Annotated in this window: 17 protein-coding genes and 1 tRNA gene; 7 read left to right on the top strand and 11 right to left on the bottom strand. The window is 35.2% G+C overall.

From position 1 onward, the window contains the following. Position 1: 1 nt before the first annotated feature. Positions 2–463, top strand: coding sequence for a hypothetical protein (locus ACGH47_RS08590; RefSeq protein WP_411623212.1), 462 nt, complete (start codon positions 2–4; stop codon positions 461–463). Between the two features lie 398 nt (positions 464–861). Here ACGH47_RS08590 and ACGH47_RS08585 read toward each other — a convergent pair whose 3' ends face one another. The 5 genes from ACGH47_RS08585 to ACGH47_RS08565 form a co-directional block, all read right to left on the bottom strand. Then, positions 862–2,463, bottom strand: coding sequence for a hypothetical protein (locus ACGH47_RS08585; protein WP_411623211.1), 1,602 nt, complete (start codon positions 2,461–2,463; stop codon positions 862–864). 40 nt (positions 2,464–2,503) lie between these two features. Continuing rightward, on the bottom strand, positions 2,504–2,962 hold the full coding sequence (locus ACGH47_RS08580) for a hypothetical protein (protein WP_411597031.1): 459 nt from the start codon (positions 2,960–2,962) through the stop codon (positions 2,504–2,506). Positions 2,963–3,004: 42 nt separating this feature from the next. Beyond that, complete coding sequence (locus ACGH47_RS08575) at positions 3,005–4,225, bottom strand: RtcB family protein (RefSeq protein WP_411623210.1); 1,221 nt, start codon at positions 4,223–4,225, stop codon at positions 3,005–3,007. Positions 4,226–4,281: 56 nt separating this feature from the next. Then, entirely contained in the window at positions 4,282–5,424 is a 1,143-nt protein-coding gene (locus tag ACGH47_RS08570) for a slipin family protein (RefSeq protein WP_411597057.1), read from the bottom strand. Positions 5,425–6,144: 720 nt separating this feature from the next. Beyond that, positions 6,145–6,217, bottom strand: a tRNA-Pro gene (locus ACGH47_RS08565). Between the two features lie 318 nt (positions 6,218–6,535). Between ACGH47_RS08565 and rtcR the strand changes: the two genes are divergently transcribed. Then, positions 6,536–8,149, top strand: a complete 1,614-nt coding sequence (gene rtcR, locus ACGH47_RS08560; RefSeq protein ID WP_411623209.1) for an RNA repair transcriptional activator RtcR — start codon at positions 6,536–6,538, stop codon at positions 8,147–8,149. Here the strand turns inward: rtcR and ACGH47_RS08555 are convergent. The 4 genes from ACGH47_RS08555 to hsdR form a co-directional block, all read right to left on the bottom strand. After that, complete coding sequence (locus ACGH47_RS08555) at positions 8,136–8,993, bottom strand: hypothetical protein (RefSeq protein WP_411623208.1); 858 nt, start codon at positions 8,991–8,993, stop codon at positions 8,136–8,138. The genes rtcR and ACGH47_RS08555 overlap by 14 nt on opposite strands. Positions 8,994–8,996: 3 nt before the next feature. Further along, the gene (locus ACGH47_RS08550; RefSeq protein ID WP_411623207.1) at positions 8,997–10,379 is read right to left on the bottom strand and encodes a restriction endonuclease subunit S; all 1,383 of its coding nucleotides are present in this window, start codon (positions 10,377–10,379) and stop codon (positions 8,997–8,999) included. Further along, positions 10,379–11,980, bottom strand: a complete 1,602-nt coding sequence (locus ACGH47_RS08545; RefSeq protein ID WP_411623206.1) for an N-6 DNA methylase — start codon at positions 11,978–11,980, stop codon at positions 10,379–10,381. Before ACGH47_RS08545 ends, ACGH47_RS08550 begins: the two co-directional genes overlap by 1 nt. A gap of 111 nt (positions 11,981–12,091) precedes the next feature. Next, positions 12,092–15,613: a type I restriction-modification system endonuclease gene (gene hsdR / locus ACGH47_RS08540; RefSeq protein WP_411623205.1), complete on the bottom strand. Its 3,522-nt coding sequence runs from the start codon at positions 15,611–15,613 to the stop codon at positions 12,092–12,094. A gap of 631 nt (positions 15,614–16,244) precedes the next feature. On the opposite strand from hsdR, the gene ACGH47_RS08535 reads away from it, so the two are divergent. The 5 genes from ACGH47_RS08535 (at position 16,245) to ACGH47_RS08515 (ending at position 20,740) form a co-directional block, all read left to right on the top strand. Continuing rightward, on the top strand, positions 16,245–16,370 hold the full coding sequence (locus tag ACGH47_RS08535) for a hypothetical protein (protein ID WP_255556773.1): 126 nt from the start codon (positions 16,245–16,247) through the stop codon (positions 16,368–16,370). Between the two features lie 192 nt (positions 16,371–16,562). Then, positions 16,563–17,000: a hypothetical protein gene (locus ACGH47_RS08530; RefSeq protein ID WP_411599490.1), complete on the top strand. Its 438-nt coding sequence runs from the start codon at positions 16,563–16,565 to the stop codon at positions 16,998–17,000. A gap of 290 nt (positions 17,001–17,290) precedes the next feature. Then, complete coding sequence (locus tag ACGH47_RS08525) at positions 17,291–17,995, top strand: JAB domain-containing protein (protein WP_411623204.1); 705 nt, start codon at positions 17,291–17,293, stop codon at positions 17,993–17,995. A 31-nt stretch (positions 17,996–18,026) separates the two neighbouring features. Beyond that, positions 18,027–19,598 carry a DUF3696 domain-containing protein gene (locus tag ACGH47_RS08520; protein WP_411623203.1) on the top strand — a complete coding sequence of 524 codons (1,572 nt, stop codon included), beginning with the start codon at positions 18,027–18,029 and terminating at the stop codon, positions 19,596–19,598. Between the two features lie 2 nt (positions 19,599–19,600). Beyond that, positions 19,601–20,740, top strand: coding sequence for a hypothetical protein (locus ACGH47_RS08515; RefSeq protein WP_411623202.1), 1,140 nt, complete (start codon positions 19,601–19,603; stop codon positions 20,738–20,740). 201 nt (positions 20,741–20,941) lie between these two features. Here ACGH47_RS08515 and tuf read toward each other — a convergent pair whose 3' ends face one another. Next, positions 20,942–22,126, bottom strand: a complete 1,185-nt coding sequence (gene tuf / locus ACGH47_RS08510) for an elongation factor Tu (RefSeq protein ID WP_065558713.1) — start codon at positions 22,124–22,126, stop codon at positions 20,942–20,944. A gap of 68 nt (positions 22,127–22,194) precedes the next feature. Beyond that, a complete protein-coding gene (gene fusA, locus ACGH47_RS08505; protein ID WP_065559622.1) occupies positions 22,195–24,300 on the bottom strand; it encodes an elongation factor G in 2,106 nt (701 codons plus the stop codon). Between the last annotated feature and the right edge of the window lie 21 nt (positions 24,301–24,321).

Below are 24,321 nucleotides of genomic sequence, written 5' to 3'. Positions count from 1 at the left end.
TATGTCCAAGCACAAAGAACTTATTGATGTAATACGAGGAATAACGAGTAGCTTTAATAGCCGGAATAATGACTTTCAAGGTTACTGGGCTTTAGGTATATTGTATCAATTTGCAAAAACAAACCATATTTTCTCATTAAAGTTCGATTTACTAAATCAGGTTGTTAAACCAGACACGGCATATTTTCAACCAATCGTATCTAAATATAATCCTAAACTTTACCGCTTATTGAATGCTAAAGATATCAATTCGCAATGCTTGAAAAGCGCGATCATTACAATCGATTTTGACCATTACACTAAACATCACGATCACATCAAATACCCAGTTGGTGCCCCCTATATTATGATTGGCAAACTCATTGATAATCGTGGAAAATTATTTAAATCAACAATATATGGAAAATGCCAACCTCATGATCCAACTAAAGAACAACAAAGTAGTCGAATTAATAAACATTAGACTAAACTTTTGCCTTTAAAAACCAAGCGCAGTGGAAGGGGAAGCCAGAGCTGTTCGTTGGAAAGCCTTGGCCATCACAGCCCTTGTTTATATTGCCTTTCGCCTCACACCGTTAAAATCGATCAACGTGCTACTTTTCTTTGTGATTGTTGCTGGTACGGCTTTAGTTTATTGTGTAATACTCCGATTATGAGCTTACCTCATGTCGATTTGTGGTTAACCTATATTGATTTGTTGGTAGCTAAAAAAAGTAATAACATGATTGTCAGCCAGCATGGCATTAATTGTGGCATCATCGGGGCATGGTGACGCTATTATATTAAGCAACTTTGGGGCTTTGAAAGTTTGGCGATTTGGTGTAAATCGTTGTAAACGCTCTATGCCCCAACTATTGTTTCTTAAGAATTTAGGGAATTTAATAACGTAATTACGCTTTGTTTTGTTTCTACATCTGGTTCAATTTTAGCTAACTTTTCGAGTTCATTTTTAAGTTCAGTTGACCAAATCTGCCGATCCCAACCTTCAATAGCTTTCAACGCCATATTTCGATTTCGTACCACAGGGCTGTTTAAACCAATTAATATAAAATCTTCGCCAATACCCGGAAATCGATTAAGTTCTTGCAAAATAAAATCCAGTACATTATGCACTTGATATTCCATACCTAATCCATATTCTAACGCCGGGCCCGTCGCCACTAAGGAAAAATCATTCTGTTGTTTGGCTAATGCCATAGCTTGTTCAACTCTATGATTATCATCTGTTTGCATCAAGTAAAACCATTGTTCATTTTGATATCGTTTTTGATGTTCAAAACGTACATCCCATGCATCATAACCCAAACGGGTATAAACATCAGTGGCTAACCAAAACAACGACTGATCATCAGTCTGTAAGCTTTCTTCAACTAAAGGTAACCAGTGTTCTTGTTGTATTAGATCTGTTATTGTTGTTTTTAATTTCGCTTTAATGTCATCATTCCAATTAGGGTAACTATCATCAATTTGATTAACCACAAAATCTTGCATAATCTGGAGTATTCTTAAAGTATTGATATCGGTTAATTGATGCTGTGCTAATTGAGCTAAGTAACATAAACAAACGTTGGCACCTGCTTCATAATCATGCATATCTTCAGCCGGCCCACCCATTATCAACGCTTCAATCATCTCACCCGTTGCCACCAGTAATGCTATATCAACAGATGGTTGTGCTAATGCGGTTTGCAAATCACCGGCAGTTGCGCAGGTATAGGCAAGGTATTCATACATCACGCTATTTTTATACCCTTCTCTTAATAACCAGTTTTTGACTTCCTGAGAAGGATTTTTGGCTAATCGTTCCACTAAGTGAATGCGCCCCCAACCAGTCACTCTTTTTGCTAATGTAAGTAAAGCATTTTCAGCTTCGATCGGCGATGATAATGTATTTTGTAACGCCACCGCTGAGTACAACGTAAACTCTTCATGCATACCAAATAGCAAAAATAATTCTGTCTGCGGGGTATTAAAACGCCCCAGTATGGCAATACTAAATTTAATTACTTCGCGATCTGGGCTATTGAGTAATAACCAATAAGCAAATTCATATAATTTATTGAAGTTAATCTCAGCATTTGTCATTTTACCCGTTAATTCATCAATATAACTTAAAGTGCCTTGCTCTTTAATTAAGGTATACAGTTTAGCAATGTCTTGATTATTGGGTTGTACTGAAACAGCACTAAGTAATGACAAAATTTGTTCAACACATGTTTGTTCAGTTGTTGATGAATGATGATTCATTACACCATCCATCGCGCCTGCTGCCCACTTTATTTTTGAGTTATCATCTGATTCGTCGGGTAAATTTTGCGCTATGTCAGGAAGTTTATCCGCATCTTTATAAGGTAATAGAAACTGATAAATACTTATCAATGAATTATCCCAAACAATCGGAAGCCCGTTATCGTCTTGTATTCTTTTTTTGCTTGTAAACAAGTTTTTTAACCAATTTTTCATTTGTTTTCTCTACTTATTATTTTGTATTTTATGCTAAAACCTAATCATCTAAATCAAGATGCAATAAGTAATAATCATTTTGATATGCAATAACTAAATCACACCAACGTGTTGCATACCAGATAGGTGGTTTCGTTTGAATTTCATATAAATAACATTGATTTAGCTTTATCGGCAACAGTATATCAATAAAACCGGCAATGCCCCAATTTCCGTTTTCTTTGTGCACTGTCGGTGAATAATACTGCTGAAAAAACCATGTATCAATTTGCTGTATAAATTCATCAACCGTGAGCGGTTTAGGGTTTATATGCCATAACTTAGCGTCGAAACATTGTCCTTGTCCATCAGTAATGGATTGAAAGTGATGGGCTAATGTGTCAGTAAAATTCCCTTTATTATTCAGTAATTTCATTGAATAATCGCAATAATGGTTAAGTCCAGCATTCAAACAACACATTGCATTTAGATATCCATTTATGTAATCAAGATTTATCATACCTTAATCTCCATCAATATCGAGGATCGCTCCTCGATAGTTTTATCCCTTCACACACACCACTTGCCTTAATTGATGCACTATCTCAACCAATTCATTTTGCGCGGTCATCACTGCATCAATATCTTTGTATGCCATTGGGATTTCATCAATCACATTAGCATCTTTTCGACATTCAACATGTGCAGTTGCTTTGATTTGATCCTCAATGGTAAATTGCTTTTTGGCTGCTGTTCGGCTCATTACGCGGCCGGCACCATGTGAACAGGAACAAAAACTTTCTTCATTTCCCAGTCCTCGCACAATATAGCTTTTAGCCCCCATTGAGCCGGGAATAATGCCTAATTCTCCTTTACGTGCGGATACTGCACCTTTACGTGTGATAAAAATTTCTTCACCAAAATGTTGTTCTTTTTGAACATAGTTATGGTGACAATTTACTGCCGACATATGGGTAGTAAATGGTTTAGTGATAATTTTCCGCATTGCCAAAATCACATTATGCATCATTGCCTCTCGATTTAGCCTTGCAAACTCTTGCGCCCAATGGACAGCCTCGACATAATCGTGAAAGTGCTCTGTACCTTCTTCCAAATAGGCTAAATCTTTATCCGGTAAGTTTTGGATATGCACTTCCATGTCTTTTTTAGCAATTTCAATAAAAAAACTGCCAATGGCATTACCCACGCCACGTGAACCACTGTGCAACATAATCCAAACACGATCGGCCTCATCTAAACAGATTTCGATAAAGTGGTTGCCGGTACCTAATGTGCCTAAATGACGGTAGTTATTGGTTTTTAAAAAGCGCGGGTATTTTTCCGTCAGCTTATTAAAACCTGGCGCTAGCTGTTGCCAGTACTGTTCGACAATAGCAGGGGCGTCATGCCAGCTACCATAATCCCGTCCTCGGTGTTTTGGGGTAATTCCATGCGGCACCGCTTTTTCAATTTCAGTACGTAATGGTAATAAATTATCTGGCAAATCAGCCGCCATCAACGAGGTTTGTACCGCAATCATACCGCAGCCAATATCTACCCCAACGGTTGCTGGAATAATAGCTCCCATGGTTGGAATGACACTACCAATAGTCGAACCTTTACCTACATGCACATCGGGCATCACGGCGATATGTTTAAAAATAAATGGTAGTTTTGCCGTTTTAGTTAGTTGTTCTTTAGCCTCGGGTTCGACCGGTACCCCTTTAGTCCACATTTTGATTGGCTTGGCGTTTTCTGCCTTTAATAAATTATATTGTGTCATTTTTATTCCTCACACCGCCCTGCGATTGTACATGGCGGCTTAATATTTTCTTTTTATCACGCGCTTTTAGGTTGGATATTTACCAAGCCATGTAACACTTGATCAAGTCCGCCTACTACCGAGATTTTATCGATACGTTCAGCAATGCGTTCTAAAGTTTCCATCTCTTTTAACCGCAAGGCTACTGGGTTATTTTCCATTACTTTGGCGGTGTTCAATAATGAACGGGTTGCTGATGTTTCCTCGCGGCGACGAATCACATTGGCTTGCGCCACTTTTTCCGCCTCGACCACTTGTGATAGAATCGCTTTCATATCGCCTGGTAAAATAATGTCTTTTACCCCTAGTGAAACAGTTTGTAAACCATAGCCATCTAAACGCATTTTGATATGTTGGGTTACCACTTCATCAATAATATTTTTGTTCTCAAGTAACTCATCCAACGTACGCATACCAATCGCTTCGCGTAATCCAAATTGTAATTCACGATACAATAAATCAACCGGCTGCGCAGTTTTTTCAAACGCGGTTAATACGTCAGTATAGTGCCAGTTAGCCACTAAGTTTACCCGCAAATTGACTTTATCTTTGGTTAAAATCTCTTGTCCTGCCACTTCTAAGGCTTGCAGGCGAGTATCCACCATATCAACCGAGATTTCCCGGTTAAAACGCCAATAAGCGGTAATGCTAGCTGTTAATAACTGCTCAATTTTACCGTTCACTTTTAATACCCCGACATGATAAGCCGGCACTTGTGCAATTAATACGCTGTTATCACCGAGTACTTCTTTTTGGCGTAACTTTGGTTGTAGTAATTGCTGTACCATTTCATCACTTAAGGTATACCCTTGGTTTAAATCCACTGTCACCATATGCTGTTTATGGCTATTTTGCCAATATAGGCGTTTAGTACCCGGGGATAAAATTTCAACCAATAGATCGTTTTCATAACGCAAACCAGCCTGATTTGCACCGACTTCCATTGCGATACAGTATTGTGATAGTTGTTGTGGTGTACGTTGTTCTATGGCATCAGCGATACGATCATCAATGCGGTTGTCCCTTAAGTTAAATTTACCCAGTACAATCGTATGTTTAAATTGGCAATAACCGACGATTGATTCTGGCGCAATAATCTGTATTAGCTGGTTATCAACAAATAAAGTCCCAATTTGTTCATGAATAAAGTGATGTAGCACTAGTTTTTCGATATTCACAATGGCGTTATTGCTATTTTTAGCTTCAATCAATTCTTGTGCGATATCGGTTGGCAGTGCATAACCGTCTTGTAATGCCACTTTTTTAATCGCATGTGCTTTGTAGCTTTTCCAATATAAAGCTTTGTTTGTTGGTAAAATGACTTCAACCAATTTTTGCTCTTCATAACGTAAGGCAATTTCGTTTTCAGCCACATCCACTAAATAACAGTGTTGGTTAATAATATTTGGATAGAAGTTGATTAACTGTTCTGCTATGTCGGCTGCAATTTTTGTCTCTGCTAAATTAATCAATTGATAACTTAATATATTTAATAGATCAAAAATTCGGTGTACCCCCGCAGTTAATACTTTTTCAATCTCATTATTTTTAAATAAAATTGCAATTTCATATTTTTTGACTTTAATAGTTTTTATCATTTTACATTTCCTTTTTAGCACAATCAGCAACCGAGTTTGCACAATTGAAACGGGTTAAGTAACGAAATAGCAGGGTGAAGGCTAAAAGCAATAAGAAAAATAGTGCGCCACTTATTGGTATTTAACATTCTGCCTATTATCCAGTTTGTTTACCTTGAAAGTCGTGGTGACCTGACAAGTTAACCGGTTTTTTTTGCGGATAAGCTTGTTAAGGTGCTTTGTCACTTAGCTTATCTAACGACGATCACTGACTGTGTTTGTTTTTCTACTTTTGTTTTACGGTTTTTGAAGTGGGATTCGAACCCACTACATATCGATCCCTAGTCGATTGTTCTACCAGATGAACTATTCAAAATTGACTTTTCTACAGTCACCTAATCACACAATAAGGAATACATGTTGATAATCTTCCGTCCTTTTATCCCGTAGATAAACCCGTAAAGGATTCGCGATGTACCTTGCTGTGATAAAAACAGCATTTGCTTGCTTAGGTATATTTAATATTGCGAAAAGCGTGCCAAAAAATAAAAAGTAATAAAAATATTTTTTAAATATTTGATTTATATATATAAAAAATAAATATCATATAATATATATGATATTCAAATAGATTTTAATGACTATAAATCTTATAATTCAATCTAGCTATTTATATAATATTATAAATTTAATCATGAAAAAGAATGTGATATTTGGTTTTTTGGGTAATGTGCTGGATAACCGAGGTAGAGGTAAAAAACGCTGGGCGCGTTGGCGACCAACGATTGATTTGTGCCGACAAACTGATTTAGCTATTTCTCGTTTGGAACTGCTTTATTTTGCCAATGATGAGCAGCTACTTTGTGATATTGTTAATGATATAAAAATTCTATCCCCCAATACCGAAATTAAACCCATTGTCATTAATATTGCTGATCCATGGGATTTTGAGCAGGTTTATACTTGTTTATTTGATATTGCTAAACGATATTCTTTTGATCCAGATAAAGAAGATTACTATTTGCATATCACAACCGGAACCCATGTGGCGCAAATTTGTTGGTTCTTATTAGCTGAATCACGTTACTACCCCGCTAAGTTATTGCAAACTTCACCACCAGTAAAATCAAATAAAGTTGAAGAAAGAATTTATAATAATGAGGCGGAACTGATTGCCAATAGTCCTAAAGGAAAAGCTAACACCATTGATTTGAATCTTAATCGTTATGATCAAATTCTTAACCGCTTTCAGCAGTATGCCAGTGAAGCTACCGAGCTTTTAAAATCGGGCATCGCCACGCGTAATCAACTGTTTAACCAGTTAATTGCTGAAATCGAACAAGTGGCCAGCCGTTCTTATGCCCCTATGTTATTATGTGGGCCAACTGGTGCAGGAAAATCATTTTTAGCAAAGCAGATCTATTTACTTAAACAAAGTAACCATCAAATCAGTGGTCAATTTGTTGAGATTAACTGCGCCACCTTACGTGGCGATAGTGCTATGTCTACCTTATTTGGTCATGTCAAAGGCGCGTTTACGGGGGCAAATCTGGCGCGGACTGGATTGTTAAAAAGTGCCGATGGTGGATTGCTGTTTTTAGATGAGATCGGGGAGCTTGGACTAGACGAGCAAGCAATGTTATTAAAAGCGATTGAAGAAAAGCAATTTTATCCATTTGGTAGTGATAAACCAATTAAGAGTGATTTTCAGCTGATTGCCGGCACCAATAAAGACCTTAAACTGGCAATTAGCCAAGGTGAGTTTCGCGAAGATCTGTACGCCCGTATTAATCTGTGGAATTATACATTGCCAGGGCTAGCCGAGCGTAAAGAGGATATCGAACCGAATATTGATTATGAAATGGCGCGTTACGCCAAAGAATATGGCTTGATGCCACGTTTTAATCGTGAGTCGCGCAGTGCCTATTTACAGTTTGCCACCTCGAATGAAGCATTATGGCAAGGAAACTTTCGTGAACTCACCGCATCTATTACACGCATGGCAACGCTGGCACCACAAGGAAATATTACGATTGAGCAAGTCGAACAAGAGATTAAACGTTTAAAAAAAAACTGGCAATGCGATCAGCCAAATAATTCATTAATTCCACAAGAAATTGATGAATTCGATCGCTACCAGTTAGAAAAAGTTATCGAGATATGTCAAAAAAGTGCCAGTTTATCAGAAGCTGGTCGAAAGCTTTTTGCTGTTTCGAGAACCAAAAAACAGAAGAGTAATGATGCCGACAGGTTGAAAAAATATTTGGCGAAGTTTGGGCTGAGTTGGGATGAGATTAAACAGGTATAACTAAATGAATAGCATTAGAGAACTTTTTTTCTATATTATGAATTTTGACTGGTTTTAATTCGATTTTATTTGGTGTTGAACAATGATGAACTAAATAGCAATATAAAAAAGTTAACAGCTGAGCTCGATTAAAAAGTTGTTGGAAGGAATAAGAAAGCGGCGTATCAAGATATTTGATATTTATGGATAAGGTTTTATCGATTAAATAGTTAGTAATATTTTTCAGTGGTTCACTATTTTTTTGTAATTGAGATAGTCCTAAATTCGTGGTTAATTCATAGAGAGTTAAATAATCTGATATACAACTATATTGATTGCAAAAAGTTCTAAACTGTTTTATTAAATAAGCATCTAAATAACATTCTTTAATTTTGAGATGGAAGTTTTGTGAATTATCGATAGGTTGTATAATTCCCGCCACCTCATATACTGCGATGGTCGTATAAATATAAAAACCGACTAATGTATCTTGCCCTTGTGATGATAATTCATCAAAGTTAAGGTTAGCTTTTTCGAGATCTTCCGAAATTATTTCTTTGTACAAATTTAATTGCGCTAAGAAATCTGCTTCTTCACCAGTGTTACTATTGCTAAGCTCAAAAAAAATCCCACAAATATAAGTTTGGTAGCAATTAAATTTAGTTGTATTAAAAACAAAATGTAACACAGACTGTTTATATAGTTTTACTATTTTTGCTAATGATTTACTAACATATTTATCGATTAATTTATTAGAGCATTGCCAAGGTGAATATAATAACCCTTTAAACATTGTGTTGATTTCAGGGTCACTATTTTGTTTATTGGTGATTATTTCCAGCAAATCAATTTGTTCTTGACGCATTTATTATTTTTTCTTTTTGTTTTTATTGTTTTGTTCGCGTTCTACTTGAATTTTTTCAAGTAAGGATGCAGCTGAATTTTCACCCGTAATTAAATCAACATTTTCAGCGCGCCATTGTGTGGTTAATTCACCACGAAACGCTTTGGCTAAAATTGATTGAGGTAAATGATTCACTTTTTCTAAAGCTGTATTAACCTGTTGTTCAATTTTATCAGCATAGGCAAATAATTGTTCTACATGACGGACGATTTCGATTTGTTCTTGTATTGGGGGGTAGCTAATAATAAGTTTTTCAATCATTGATTTAGTTAGGGCTTGTCTCGTTGCGCCATAATTTTCTTTCACTATCCATTTTTGGATTTCTGGAGATGCCAGATATATCTGTAAAAATTTAGGGAGTAATTTTTGTTTTTTACATCTTATGATAGAAACATGTTGATTAACTCTACCTCCAACAAATAATTGTGGAGCTATGTTTACTCTACCTATAGATGCTCCAGTTATATTCAAAAGTATATCATCAGGTTGTATTTCAACATTAGCTAATTTTTTAGCTTGTTCATCATCAATATATGCTAAATCATCATATTTAATATAATTTGAATAAATATTCATTGATCTAACTAATGGTATCCCTTTATTTTTATATACATTGTTACCACCTTTAGGGGTAGAACCCGAACCAATTTTGGTGGTAAGTTCTTTCAACGAGCTTTTTTTCCAAAATTGATACTTATCAGAATTTGTAGAAAAGTCGCAAAAACAAGCATCCGATAACACTGACTGCCGAAACTGTTTTAGAAGTTCGGGAATTTGTTCAAGGCGTGATTTTGTTTCTTGTACTTGGGCTAGTAATAAATCAAGTTTTTCAGCTATGATTTTTTGTTCTGGCATAGGAGGTAAAGGAATAACAAATTGTTCTAATTTTTTCCGAGTAATTCTTTTACGTGTAGTTCCAGATGAATTTACTTCAATTTCATTCCTCATAAAAGGTGAATTTAACCAATAAGTCAAAACACTATTAGTGATAGCTGAATTATTACTTGTTCTAATTATACAAATATCAACTACAGTTACAGATTTTTGTCCTATTTCAGGGAAAATACACGTACGCCCTAAAGGAGCGGGTAATCTTGCTATTAATAAGTCCCCTTGTTTTAAAAAAGTACAATTTAATGCTTTTGCTTTTTCTATTGACATGAACCTATTAGACTTATTTTGGAAATATCCATCACCAACATCAGCTAACTGAATAAGTCGTACAGAACCGTTAATATCCTGATCTTTTGATTCAACCCAATCGCCATCTGAAATCAATCCGTCAATAGAAATTAGTTGTGCAATAGGAGCCAGAACCCAACCTTTAGGTAACAAAATATCGCCCATTATTCAGTTTCTCCCAAAGCACTCAACAAACCCTCCAACTTATCCAAAGCAACTATTAACTCATCTTTAGCTTGCTTGGCGAGTATGGCTGGTTCTGGGAGTTTGGTTGCATCCACACTATTTTTATCTTTTAACCAACTGATATCGAGTGAATCCTGTTTTATGTCAGCAATCCAATCGCGGCTAAAACAGCGCCATCTTGATTGCGCTAGTTGATCATTAACTTCTATGTTTTCTTGACTGGCTGACGAGCCTGCTTCGATACCGTCTGAACTGAATGACCATTCACCTTCCTGTCTTGGGCTGGTGCCGTCGGGATTGATACCATAAACGGTTTCAAATGGTTGTAAATATTGCTCAGTGAATGGTGTACGTTTACCAAAGCTAGGCATGTTGGTACGTAAATCATAAACCCAAACATTTTGCGTACAGTTTTCTTGTTGCAGTTTGTCTGTTACTGAGCCCTTAGTGAAAAATAGCACATTTGTTTTTACACCTTGGGCATAAAAAATCCCGGTCGGTAAGCGTAGTATTGTATGTAAATTACATTTATTCATTAAATCGCGACGAATATCAGTCCCTTTACCCGCTTCAAACAATACATTATCAGGCAATACCACGGCAGCGCGACCACCGGGTTTTAAATTACGGTAAATATGTTGTAAAAAAGCTAATTGCTTGTTGGTGGTCTCATAAGTTAAATCTTTACGAGTAATACTGGCATCGCCACCTTTACTGGTACCAAATGGTGGATTAGCGAGAATAATATCCGCAGGTTTTAGGTCTTGCCCAACTTGACCAAGTGAATTGCCTAATAAAATTGCACCATCATTACCGCCTTCTATACCGTGTAATAAACAATTCATTAAGGCAAGTCGACGAGTATTTGGTACTAATTCAACACCAATAAACGCTTCGTTTTTTTGAAAATCAGCATCTTTAGCATCAAGATCATAATAATCGTTGGTTTGTTGCCGTAAATACTGATCTGCTGCGACAAGAAATCCTGCCGTTCCGACAGCAGGATCTTGGATGATATGTTTTATTTGTGGTTTAATACACCGCACCATACAATTAATCAGTGGTCTTGGCGTAAAATACTGACCAGCACCGGATTTTGTTTCATTGGCATTTTTTTCTAATAATCCTTCATAAAGATCACCCAGCCCATCCTTTTGAATACTAAACCAATCAATTTGATCTAATGTTTTGATCAGTTGTTCCAAATGGCGCGGTTCTCGTAATCGAGTTTGTGCATCGTCATAAATGGCGCTTATTAATGGGTCATTATGTACTGTCACTTCAATGTATTGTTCTGGATTTTCAGGATCGATTTCTTGACGCTTACCTGTTGATAAGGCTAATAACATGGCTTTATAATCATTTAATAGGGTAATACCTGATTTATCATTGAGATTAGTCCAACGACACCCAACAGGTAAAGGATGTTTTTGCAAAATCCCTGCTTCGGTATTTTCATGTACCATTTTAATAAATAATAAAAGTACTAATTCAGTTACATAATCTGAATAGTTAATACCATCATCACGCAATACATCACATAAATTCCACAGTTTTTGTACAATATTGTTATTAGTCATTTTTTATCCCAAGTTTATACTCGTATACTTAATAGGCAAGACTAGTATTTTCGTCGCCATTATGAATTAGAGTAAATGTATATTTTAGTAACTTCAAGTGACTTTGCTATATTATGCGGTAAGTGCTGGCCAAATAGCCTCGCTTAATTCATCTAAGACCGTATCAAGTTGATTGCCCAATATTTTATCAAGCTGCTTAGCGCCACCACTATCAGTAAAGCGATGATTAATAAATTCTTTATCAATAACGATCTCAAAGATAATTTGTTTGGCTAAACGATCTAACCAATTGCGTTGAGCCGGTGTCCAATTATGATTTTGGTAGATTCGTTGCATGGCTTGATTAACGCGTTGTTCAAAAGGAATTAATGGTTCGCCCAAAGCAGCACGTCGGATATAACCAATAATACTCGCTGCAATATCTTGATTAGTTTGATTGCGTAAGGCAGTGCGTAAATTAGCTTCGGAATAACCTGCACCATCCAATAACAGTTTAACTTCTTTCAATTGCGCACGGGTTAAATCACGTGGGCGGTTAACAACCACAGACAACGCAGCACTTTCATTTAATTGATTATGAATGAAATGATTAAAACTGTCTAAATAATCCTCGGGTCTTTGGTGAGAACCATAACTTTGCGAGCGTTCTAGAAGATGATCTTTATGTTGAGAAATGAGTGGTAAACGTTCACTACCTAGCAATCGATTGACTTCATTTAATTGATTAATTAACCCATGATGTTGTTTGATAAAATTCGCAGCAGATTCAGGACCAATTTCATGTAAATAATTATGTAGTTTTTTCGGTTCAACATCCCATAAGGTTTGTAATTCATCTAACTTTTGTCTTAATTCAGGTTTATTTTCTGCTTTTTGCTCGGCCTTACGCAAGATTCGCATTAATTTTTGATTTAATTGATTTAAAATTACATCAGCATAAGTTTCACCCGCCATATCGCCTGGTGTTTGTAATGCTTTAGCCAATAATTTAGGATCACTTAGTTCCTCAATTAATTGTTCAAGGGGGATATTAGGATCTTTAACTAACGGTTGCATAGTGTTGACGTCTTTTAATGCGACATAAATATCAACCGGATCATATATTCGAAATACCGTTTTACCTATGCTATCACATCGTCTTGTTGCACGACCAATCATTTGTTCATATAAGATACGGGATTTGACTCGGCGCATAAAGACTAAATTACAAATTTTAGGCACATCAATACCGGTTGTTAATAAATCAACAGTGATAGCTATATTTGGATAGCGTTCATTTTTATATTGTTTGATTAATTGATCAACTTTATCACTCTGCCCGGTAATCTTAGCGACAGCAGCTTGATTATATTCACCATTATAGAGATTCTTAAATGCATCATCTAATAAGCGTTTAACCATATCTGCATGCAGATCGGTAGCACAGAAGATTAATGTTTTTTCTTCACCAAACGGATCGAGTTCATTCACCAATTGTTCGCAAATTACTCGGTTAAAGTTTTCATTTATAACCCGACGATTAAACGCGTCGACTTCAAAATTAAGCTCATCTTCTAATTCAGCAGTTTCAACTTCACCGGTTTGCGTATTGATGGCACTGACTTTTTCACCTTTGGTAAACGTAATCCCATTTTGTGTTAATAACGTTTGGTAACGTATTGGTGGTTCATGATCAATTAACCAGTCATCGGCAACAGCTTCTCGATATGAATAAATATAAACAGGCTTACCAAAAATATCGCTAGTATGTTTTGCGGGTGTTGCCGTTAGCGCAATTTTAACCGCATCAAAATAATCTAATACTCGACGATAACTTGATAAATATTGCGTGGCGTCACGTATTACCATCTCACCTTCTGTCATTTCTTGATCTAATGTATAACCACGGTGCGCCTCGTCAATTATAATACAATCAAACTGATCGATTAAAGGTGGATTATCGCTCATAAAAATGCGTTTGACCATTGCTTGCACGGTTGCCACTTGTATTCGTGTTTCAGCTTCAGTCACCATAGAACCAAGCTCGGCTAAGTTATAGATTTTAGATAAAGTGAGATTTTGTTCTAACGTGGCTTCATTAAAAGAATCTATTGCCTGTTCTCCTAAAGCGGTACGATCAACTAAAAATAGAATTCGTTTAAATCGTTCAGTTTTTAAAAAGCGGTACATCAAACCTATAATTGTTCGAGTTTTACCTGTTCCTGTTGCCATCGCAATTAAAACTGTTCGTATCCCTTTGGAAAGGGTATTTTCTGTCGCAACAATTGCTTTCTCTTGATAATCCCTTAATTGCAAATAGGCAAATGGTTCTTGTTTTAGTTGTTGTTCAGCGTTTTCTCGACTACGATTAAGTAGATCTAAGAGTCCTTGTGGTGAATGAAAGGATAATAAGGGACGCTTTAAATTGGCGCCATCACGAACATCACGAAACCATGTTCCTGACTGTTCAGCTAATTGCTTAATGTATGGACGACCATTACAAGAATAAACAAAAGGAATTTTGTAGTGGCAATCTGATTCATCAGGCCAAGCAATCGTTCTTTTTTCAAGTTCCCATGCACCAATCAATGGTGGTAATACTTGGAAGCCTTTACTATAACGTTCAGCTTGACCGATTTTTCCGGAAACATTTTTATTCTTTTTCTTAGCTTCAACAACTGCAATTGGTGTTAATCCCGCAAATAAAACATAATCAGCCCATCCTTTTTCGCTTTTATGTTCTGTCGGCCATTCGGCAATGGCTAAATATTTATTTTTTTCTGGGCGAGTACCCTTTTTATAATTTAACTGTTCGGTGTCAGCTTGCCAACCCGCTTCAATAAGCTGCATATCAATTAAAATTCGTGTGAGTTCTTCGCTTAATTCTATTTGTTGACTTGCTTTCTTAGCTTTCTTACTTATTGTATTACGAGATACTTTTTGAGCTTTTACGTCTTGTAGAGCAAGTGCTTGTTGTAAATCCTTAATCTTTATTTCATATTCTTTCTGTTGTTTGAGTAACATTGCCTCATTTTCTTGGGCCTGTTGAGATAGGGATCGCGCCTCTTCATCCATTTTTAAAGCTAAGGTTTCAAATTCAGTCTTTTCTTTAGCGAGTAATTCATTAAATTGTTGACTTGAATTGAGTTCAATATTGGCTTGTTCTAGTTCTATTTTAAGTTTACTGATTTCTGACTGTAAACTGCGCAAATGCTCGCTGGGGTCAACAAGTGGTTTAAAAGGTCCTGGTTTAAATAGCACACCAGCTTGACTAAAAGATTGGTGAAACCATATCGCTAATTTGTAAGCAACTAAAAGTCCATCTTTTGCTTCTTTGTGCTTGGTTTTAAATTGATGAGTAGCTTTATTTCCTTCAATACGTAATGTATGAAAAAGATTTCGGATAATGGGTTCTAATTTGAGTTCATTACTAATCTTATACAACAAATCAGACTGCGAAGTGCGTTCATTAAATTCAATACCAGCCTTGGCAGCAATATGTTGTGCCATTGCTTCAGCTAATTGCCGTAATTTTATTAATGTGGTATTAGGATCACTGCTAAATGCTCGCTCAGCTGTACACGCTAATTCGACAAACAGTGGATCGTGTTCAACTAGAAAACCAAAATTTGATTGCTCTTTAATTATTATCATTAAGCACTATCTCCATTGAAGTTATATCCTTTATCCTTTTTTATTATCTCAAATTTTGTATAATTTTATAGCTATTTTTTTATTTTCTAAGCATTTCTTCGGTAGGCTATTTAAGATGGTGATTCGTTAATTAATTTTTTTTGTTGATAAATTTATTTTTATCATTCGACACTCAGCATTTAACCTAGCACTTAAAAACTTATCTTTTATATAAAAAAACATAATATTAGTAAATAGCAGTTAAATTTATCACATGCGAAATATTAACGACTAAGTTTTAGTTATCGCATCGTTCGTTAAGTTCAACATCAATATTCAGTTATTTATTACGAACGTTGTTTTGCTAGTGATAGTCAATTTTATCTTTTTAAAAGGCTAATAATTTTAAAACATCTGCATGTAAATCTTCACCAATTGGTTATAATAAAATTATAAAAATAAAAAGTGCCATTTTATTGGTGAAAAAAATTACAGGTATAAGAATTTAAGCAATAAAGTGGAAAAAAAAGTCAGCAAAATGTAGAAGCTAATTTACTGTAAGAAATGACATTTTAGGATATGGAACTCATCCTGCACTATACATCCTTATTAAAAGCAAAATACCTTACTTTTTGATCCTAATGGCGATTACATGCGACAATATCGAGGACAAGCAGAAGCTTTTTATGATGATGGAGATATCCCTTTTTCAATTGAACAATTTATAAATACCATGCGGAAAATGGTGATTATGTTTCTCAACGTGAAATCACTTTAACACGAGATCAAGCGCTGAATATTGAAAAAAGAATTATTAATGGAAATTATGCAATTGCCCCTTTTTATTTACCGTATTGTGCATATGCCGTTTCATTTGTTTTATATGAATATGGTCTACAAGAACTTTATTTGTTACCTGGTTCTTTGGATGAAGCGGTAAAAGAGATTGAAGATAAAAAAGGACTATCTAATGAAAATAATTAATTTAGTCATTATCGTTTTATTTAATTTTATCGGTGCCTATCTAAGTTATCAATGGTGTTATCGAATGATTATCGCAAAACATCGCACACCAGAATTATATTATTTGATATGTTATGGTTTGTGTTATTTCTGTTTTATTCTGATTTCAATCTTTCTTTTAAATAAAATAAAACGACCGATAGATTTAGTGATTTGCGGAGTGCCAATTGGTTTTATCATTACCTTAATGTCACCAATTTTCTTCATGTTAATTATGGGAGATGATTATAACTCGATTTTTAATCTAGATTTTATTATGGGGATGTTAGGTATCACATCAATGATAACCCTTAATTTTATAATCTATCCAGCAATATTATTATGCTGTCATTATTCTATTGGTGGGATACAAAAAATATCAAGTAAGCTTGCTTTAAAGCAATAATCATTTGTCCGAACTAGTCAAGAAATCGCCCAACTATTTTAAACTGTTGAACTTATTAGATTGGATTGTTGATATTGAATTATCTGCTGTTATTTTAGGTGTTTCCTAATAAAAATTAGTAAAATTAGAATCCAAACTAAAATGCTAAATGATTTTTATTGCAGTTTATGATGAACCTATCAGGCAAACATAAAATAGTTATCATAGGTATGACCAAGATTAATTAACTACTGCTAAGTCTAAGAAAAATATGCTATATTATTTTTTAAGTAATTTTACAAGGTGATAAAATGGATATTAAATTAACCAAGCATGACAAACGCTATATTGAAGGCACAGACGATGTCTACAGCATTATGCAACGTGTGTTATTGCGTGATAACCAAATCGACCAAGAAAAAGAACATCTTTGGATGATTGGCATGAACCAAGCTGGTTATATCCTGTATATCGAACTGATTGCGCTTGGCAGTTATAAATCGGTCGATGTTGAACCGATGAATGTATTTCGTGTTGCGGTAATGAAAAACGCCTCAAGGGTGATATTAGTTCACAATCATCCGTCAGGATCGCTGACACCGTCCGAGGCGGATAAAGATATCACCAATCGCCTAATTCAAGTCGGCCGTATTTTAAATATCGACCTAATCGACCACCTAATCATCACCCCTAAATCCTATATCAGCTTCCGCAGTACCAAACTTATGGACGAGTTAGAGCAAAGCCTAAAATACGTCCCAACTTATCAAGTGGTTGAACGCATCCGTAAGGAAGAAAAATTGATTGCTAAAGAGAAGTTGGCGGTAGAGAAGGATAAGACAAAAACAGCTCAACAAAAAGTAAAAGCGGAAAAGGAACGTCGGGAAAAATCAGAGACTGAAAAGAAAATATTGATTAATGCTTTGTTGGATAAAGGAGTTTCGGTTGAGGATATTGCTAAGATTTTGGGAATCACTAAGACAAAAGTTGAGAAAATAATCACTAAAATAAAGTAGCTTGTATATAAAATAATTAAGAGGGATAAATATGTTAGTTTCTTTAGGAGTTGAAAACTTTAGAAGTTTTAAAAAGAAAACAGATATAAAACTAAAACCAATAACTGTTTTTGTTGGAAGAAATAGTTGTGGAAAAAGTTCATTTTTAAGATTATTCCCACTTTTTAGACAATCAATTGAGGCTCATACCACAGGCCCTATTTTATGGTTTGGTCGTTATGTGGATTTTGGAGATTTTAATAATGTTTTATTTAAAGGTGCTGAAGAAAAGGAAATAACATTTTATTTTAAAATAAAATGTTCCCATTATATAAAAGATTATGATGATTTTTTTAATAATAAAAAAGGAAAAAGAAAATTAACAGATTTTACAGTAGAACTAACTATAGAGCCAGATAACCAAAAGACTAAATATAAAAACTTAAACATTTTTTCCGATAATTTTAAAATATTTATAAACCAACAACCTCAAAATACAATAAAAGTTTTAATTGAAAATTTCAATAAAAAAGAAGAGTTTAACATAAGTAAAGCATATATTAAAAAGTCCGGATTATCCTATCTTCTACCTGTATTACAATACGAAACAAAATGGGGTGAAAATTCAGAATTTTTTTCAAATAAATATCTTGAAAATTTGTTTTACCGTGATTTTCGAAGTTTTGATTATTTATATAGTTCGTATAAAGAATTAAATAAATATCTATCTAATAAAGTTCATGAATCCAAGGTGTTACCGGTTCTATCAGATATTACTATAAAAGAAATTAATGAAAAGGGATTATATGATTCCTTAAAAAATATTTTAAAAAATAACAAAGATTTTATTTATGATTTAAACGAGAATTATTCAAAGATATATGAAGCAATTGCTCCTAAATTATTATTAGCTAATTTAAATCCATTATTACTAAATATTGACGAAGATTTGAACATAACCTTTTCAAATATTAGATATATTGCTCCAATAAGAGCTATTACGGAAAGATTTTATCGTTTCCAAGATTTACAAATTGATGAAATGGATCATACTGGATCAAATATGGCAATGTTATTAAATTCATTAAGTTCAAAAGATAAAAAATTATTTGGAGATTGGGTTAAAAAGAATTTTAATTTCTCTGTTGAGGTAGATGAGTCAGGATCACATTATACAATTAATATAATTGATGGGAATGATATTAAATATAATATTAGTGATATGGGCTTTGGATACTCACAATTATTACCAATAATAATGAGTTTATGGTTAGAAATGCAAAAAAAGGAAACTAAAAAAAATCAACGAAATAATGATCTTTTTTTTGTTATTGAACAACCTGAATTACATTTACATCCAGCTTATCAAGCTCAGCTTGCAAAATTATTCTCAAAAATTATATCTAAAGCCAGTCGGTTTAATATAAAAATCATAGTAGAAACACATAGTCAATATTTTATTAATGCTTTAGGGGAAAGTGTAGAACAAAAGCAAATTTCAAAAGATGAGATATCCATCGTCGTTTTTAATAAAAAAGATAAAGAAACAGAAATTCAAGAAGCGTATTTTGATGAAGAAGGTACTCTTGAAAACTGGCCGATAGGTTTTTTTTCAGGAGAATAGTAGTGATCTTACAATTAGTAAACGAACAACAAGCAAATTGGAATGATAGCTCCCTAATTGACGCTATAGAAAATATTTTAAGAGCATTTTCTGAAAAAAAACATATTGTATTAGCCTCATCTTTTTTATTTGATAATGTAAAAGGAAATCAAAAATTCTCTGAAAAAATACGGAATACAGCATCAGTTGCGAAACAATATAGTAGAGACTTTAACGCACTAATTAAAAATAATTATGTTAATTCGTTCATACGAATTGATTTATCCAAAAAAAATTATTTTAAAGAATTAGAAGACAATGGTAAAAAAGTTTTAGAATCGGGATTTGGTTTTTTTACTGATTCTTTTGTGACTCAGAATACATCTCTAATTGGCGAAGCTTTGGATGATTCGAAGTTTTATGTTCAAATTGGTGATTTTTATATTAGAAATAATCCTATTTTAAATAAATTTGCATTAAATTATTGCTCTTCTAATGGAGGAGGTTGCCAAACGGCTAAAGTATATAATGATATTTTGCAGCAAAAAAGGTTATGTTACTGTATTGTTGATAGTGATAAAAAACATTCTTACATTAATTCTCACAGAGGAGAAACATGTAAAGCATTTTTTAAGAAGGCAGGCGAATTTAAAGAGACACTTTTTCATCAATTTGGACAAGTTAGAATATTAGATGTTCATGAAGTCGAATCCATTATTCCATTCAATATATTAGTTAAAATAGTTGAAGATAGAGAAAGAGGAGAAGCTCAAATAAAGACAATACAACGTTTGTATAGAATGATCGAAAAAGGTAGTGATATAAGAAAATATCTTGATCATAAAAAAGGCTTAACAAAACAAAAAGCTCAAGAATTAGATAAAAAATATAATAAATATTATATACCTGAATTAAATAAACTTCTGGGTAAAAATAACAAATGTTTTATGCACGAAGATGATGAAAACATTAATTGTGATGATAATTGTTACAGTTTTGCACCAATGGGTAATAAACTATTAACTAACTCTTTAGAAATTTTAAAAGAAAAAACTATTGATAAAAATGAAATCGATAAAATTACACTTCCCTACTGGGAATTGATAGGAAAAGAAATTTTTAGTTGGTGCTGTTGCTTTAAATTTCCGATGAAAGTTAGCTAAACATGGTTTTTGAATTGTATATCTTTTTCTCGTTAAAAATATAAAAGGATCAGGTAAGATAATTTTCAAATGTGCTATTTGGGGATGGTAATAATCTAAATTTTTTTGTTTTTTTATTACATATTATTAATAAATAAAAAAAGGCGCACAATGTACGCCTTTCTTACTTGTTTGCATCGGTGATGCGATAAAGGTTTTAAATTATTTAATAACCTTAGCAACAACACCCGCACCAACAGTACGACCACCTTCACGAATCGCAAAACGTAAACCTTCTGCCATCGCGATTGGGTGAATTAATGATACAGACATTTTGATGTTATCGCCTGGCATTACCATTTCTACGCCTTCCGGTAATTCGATTGTACCTGTCACGTCAGTTGTACGGAAGTAGAACTGTGGACGGTAACCTTTGAAGAATGGAGTGTGACGACCACCTTCATCTTTACTTAAGATATACACTTCTGATTCGAAATCTGTATGTGGGGTGATTGAACCTGGTTTTGCTAATACTTGACCACGTTCGATTTCTTCACGTTTAGTACCACGAAGTAATACACCTACGTTTTCACCAGCACGACCTTCGTCTAGTAATTTACGGAACATTTCAACACCAGTACAAGTTGTTTTTGCTGTTGGCTTGATACCAACGATTTCAACATCTTCACCAACTTTGATAATACCGCTTTCTACACGACCTGTTACCACTGTACCACGACCTGAAATTGAGAACACGTCTTCAATTGGTAATAGGAATGGTTTGTCGATGTCACGTTGTGGCTCTGGGATATAAGTGTCTAACGCTTCCGCTAATTCAACAATTTTGTCTTCCCATGCTGCATCGCCTTCTAACGCTTTTAACGCTGAACCACGAATAACTGGTGTATCATCACCCGGGAAGTCGTATTGAGATAGAAGTTCACGTACTTCCATTTCAACTAATTCTAATAACTCTTCATCATCAACCATATCACATTTGTTTAAGAATACGATGATGTAAGGAACACCTACTTGACGACCTAAAAGGATGTGCTCACGAGTTTGTGGCATTGGACCATCAGTTGCTGCTACTACTAAGATAGCACCGTCCATTTGCGCTGCACCAGTGATCATGTTTTTAACATAGTCAGCATGGCCTGGGCAGTCTACGTGTGCGTAGTGACGAGTTGGTGTGTCGTATTCAACGTGTGAAGTATTGATGGTAATACCACGTGCTTTTTCTTCTGGTGCGTTATCGATTTGATCGAATGCACGAGCTTGTCCGCCGTATTTTTTAGCAAGAACAGACGTAATTGCAGCAGTTAAAGTTGTTTTACCATGGTCAACGTGGCCGATTGTACCAACGTTAACGTGGGGTTTTGTACGTTCAAATTTTTCTTTAGACATCTTAATGTTCCTTTATTAAATCACTTCCCTCATTTTGTAGGGAAGTGTTACTTTATTTATATAAATAATTATTTCGCTTTACGAGCTTCAATAATTGCTGTTACGATGTTTGAAGGTGCTTCGTTATACTTCAAGAACTCCATAGAGTAAGAAGCACGACCTTGTGTTTGTGAACGAAGGTCTGTTGCATAGCCAAACATTTCTGAAAGAGGTACTTGCGCACGAACAGTTTTACCTGTTGCAGTATCATCCATGCCTTCGATCATACCACGACGACGGTTTAAGTCACCGATAACGTCACCCATATAATCTTCAGGGGTTTCAACTTCTACTTTCATAATTGGTTCTAAAAGCACAGGTTTAGCTTTCATGAAGCCTTCTTTAAATGCCATTGATGCGGCAAGTTTAAAGGCAATTTCAGATGAGTCGACATCATGGTAAGAACCAAAATGTAAACGCACACCGAGATCCACAACAGGATAGCCAGCTAAAGGCCCTGATTTCAATTGCTCTTGGATACCTTTATCTACTGCAGGAATAAATTCACCCGGAATTACCCCACCTTTGATTTCGTTAACAAATTCGTAACCAGCACCACCCGCTTCTAATGGATACATGTCGATAACAACATGACCGTATTGACCACGACCACCAGATTGTTTTGCATGTTTTCCTTCGATGTCTTTAACTGTTGTACGAATTGTTTCACGGTAAGCAACTTGAGGTTTACCGACATTCGCTTCAACGTTAAATTCACGTTTCATACGGTCTACGATGATTTCAAGATGTAATTCACCCATACCAGCAATGATAGTTTGGTTTGATTCTTCATCAGTCCAGACACGGAATGATGGATCTTCTTTTGCCAAACGACCTAAAGCGATACCCATTTTTTCTTGGTCAGCTTTAGTTTTTGGTTCAACTGCAACCGAGATAACCGGCTCAGGGAATTCCATTCTTTCAAGAATAATTGGTGAATTTTCAGCACAAAGCGTATCACCAGTTGTGACATCTTTAAGACCGATTGCTGCTGCAATGTCACCTGCACGAACTTCTTTGATTTCTTCACGTTTGTTCGCATGCATCTGTACGATACGACCAAAGCGTTCTTTACGATCTTTAACTGAGTTAAGCACTGAGTCACCAGAGTTAACTACACCAGAGTAAACGCGGAAGAAGGTTAAGTTACCAACAAATGGGTCAGTTGCAATTTTAAATGCAAGTGCAGCAAATGGTTCATCATCACTTGAATGACGTTCTGCTGGTTCACCATTTTGTAATTCACCTTTAATCGCAGGAACATCGGTTGGTGCAGGTAAATACTCAATAACTGCGTCTAGCATGAACTGAACGCCTTTATTTTTAAATGCACTACCACATGTTACCAAGATGATTTCGTTAGCAAGTACGCGTTCACGTAGTGCTTTTTTAACTTCTTCTTCAGTTAACTCATCACCACCTAGGTATTTTTCCATTAACTCTTCGTTAGCTTCTGCTGCAGCTTCGATTAAGTTTGCACGCCATTCTTCAACTTGCTCAACCATATCCGCTGGTACATCTTCATAAGTAAAGGTTGTACCTTGGTCTGCATCATTCCAGTTAATTGCTTTACGTTTAAGTAAATCAACAACACCAGTAAAGCCTTCTTCAGCACCGATTGGTAATACTAATGGAACAGGCACTGCCGCTAAACGTGTTTTGATTTGCTCAACCACACGTAAGAAGTTAGCACCCATACGGTCCATTTTGTTTACAAATGCGATACGCGGAACTTTATATTTGTTAGCTTGGCGCCATACTGTTTCTGATTGAGGTTGAACACCACCAACCGCACAGTAAACCATTACTGCACCATCAAGAACACGCATAGAACGTTCTACTTCGATGGTGAAGTCAACGTGTCCCGGGGTGTCGATGATGTTGATACGGTGTGGTTCAAATTGTTGTCCCATACCAGACCAGAATGCAGTTGTAGCCGCAGACGTGATAGTAATACCACGTTCTTGTTCTTGTTCCATCCAGTCCATGGTAGCTGCGCCATCATGAACCTCACCAATTTTGTGACTTACGCCAGTGTAAAACAAAATACGTTCAGTAGTTGTCGTTTTACCTGCGTCAATATGTGCACTGATACCGATATTACGGTAGCGTGCTATAGGGGTTGTACGAGCCATATTAATCCTCTATTTAGAATC

The sequence above is a fragment of the Gilliamella sp. CG16 genome, assembly GCF_046635785.1.
GTDB classification, from domain to species: Bacteria; Pseudomonadota; Gammaproteobacteria; order Enterobacterales; family Orbaceae; genus Gilliamella; species Gilliamella apicola_I.
The sequence above is the reverse complement of the archived record's forward strand: the minus strand, read 5'-3'. Positions and strand labels throughout refer to the sequence as shown.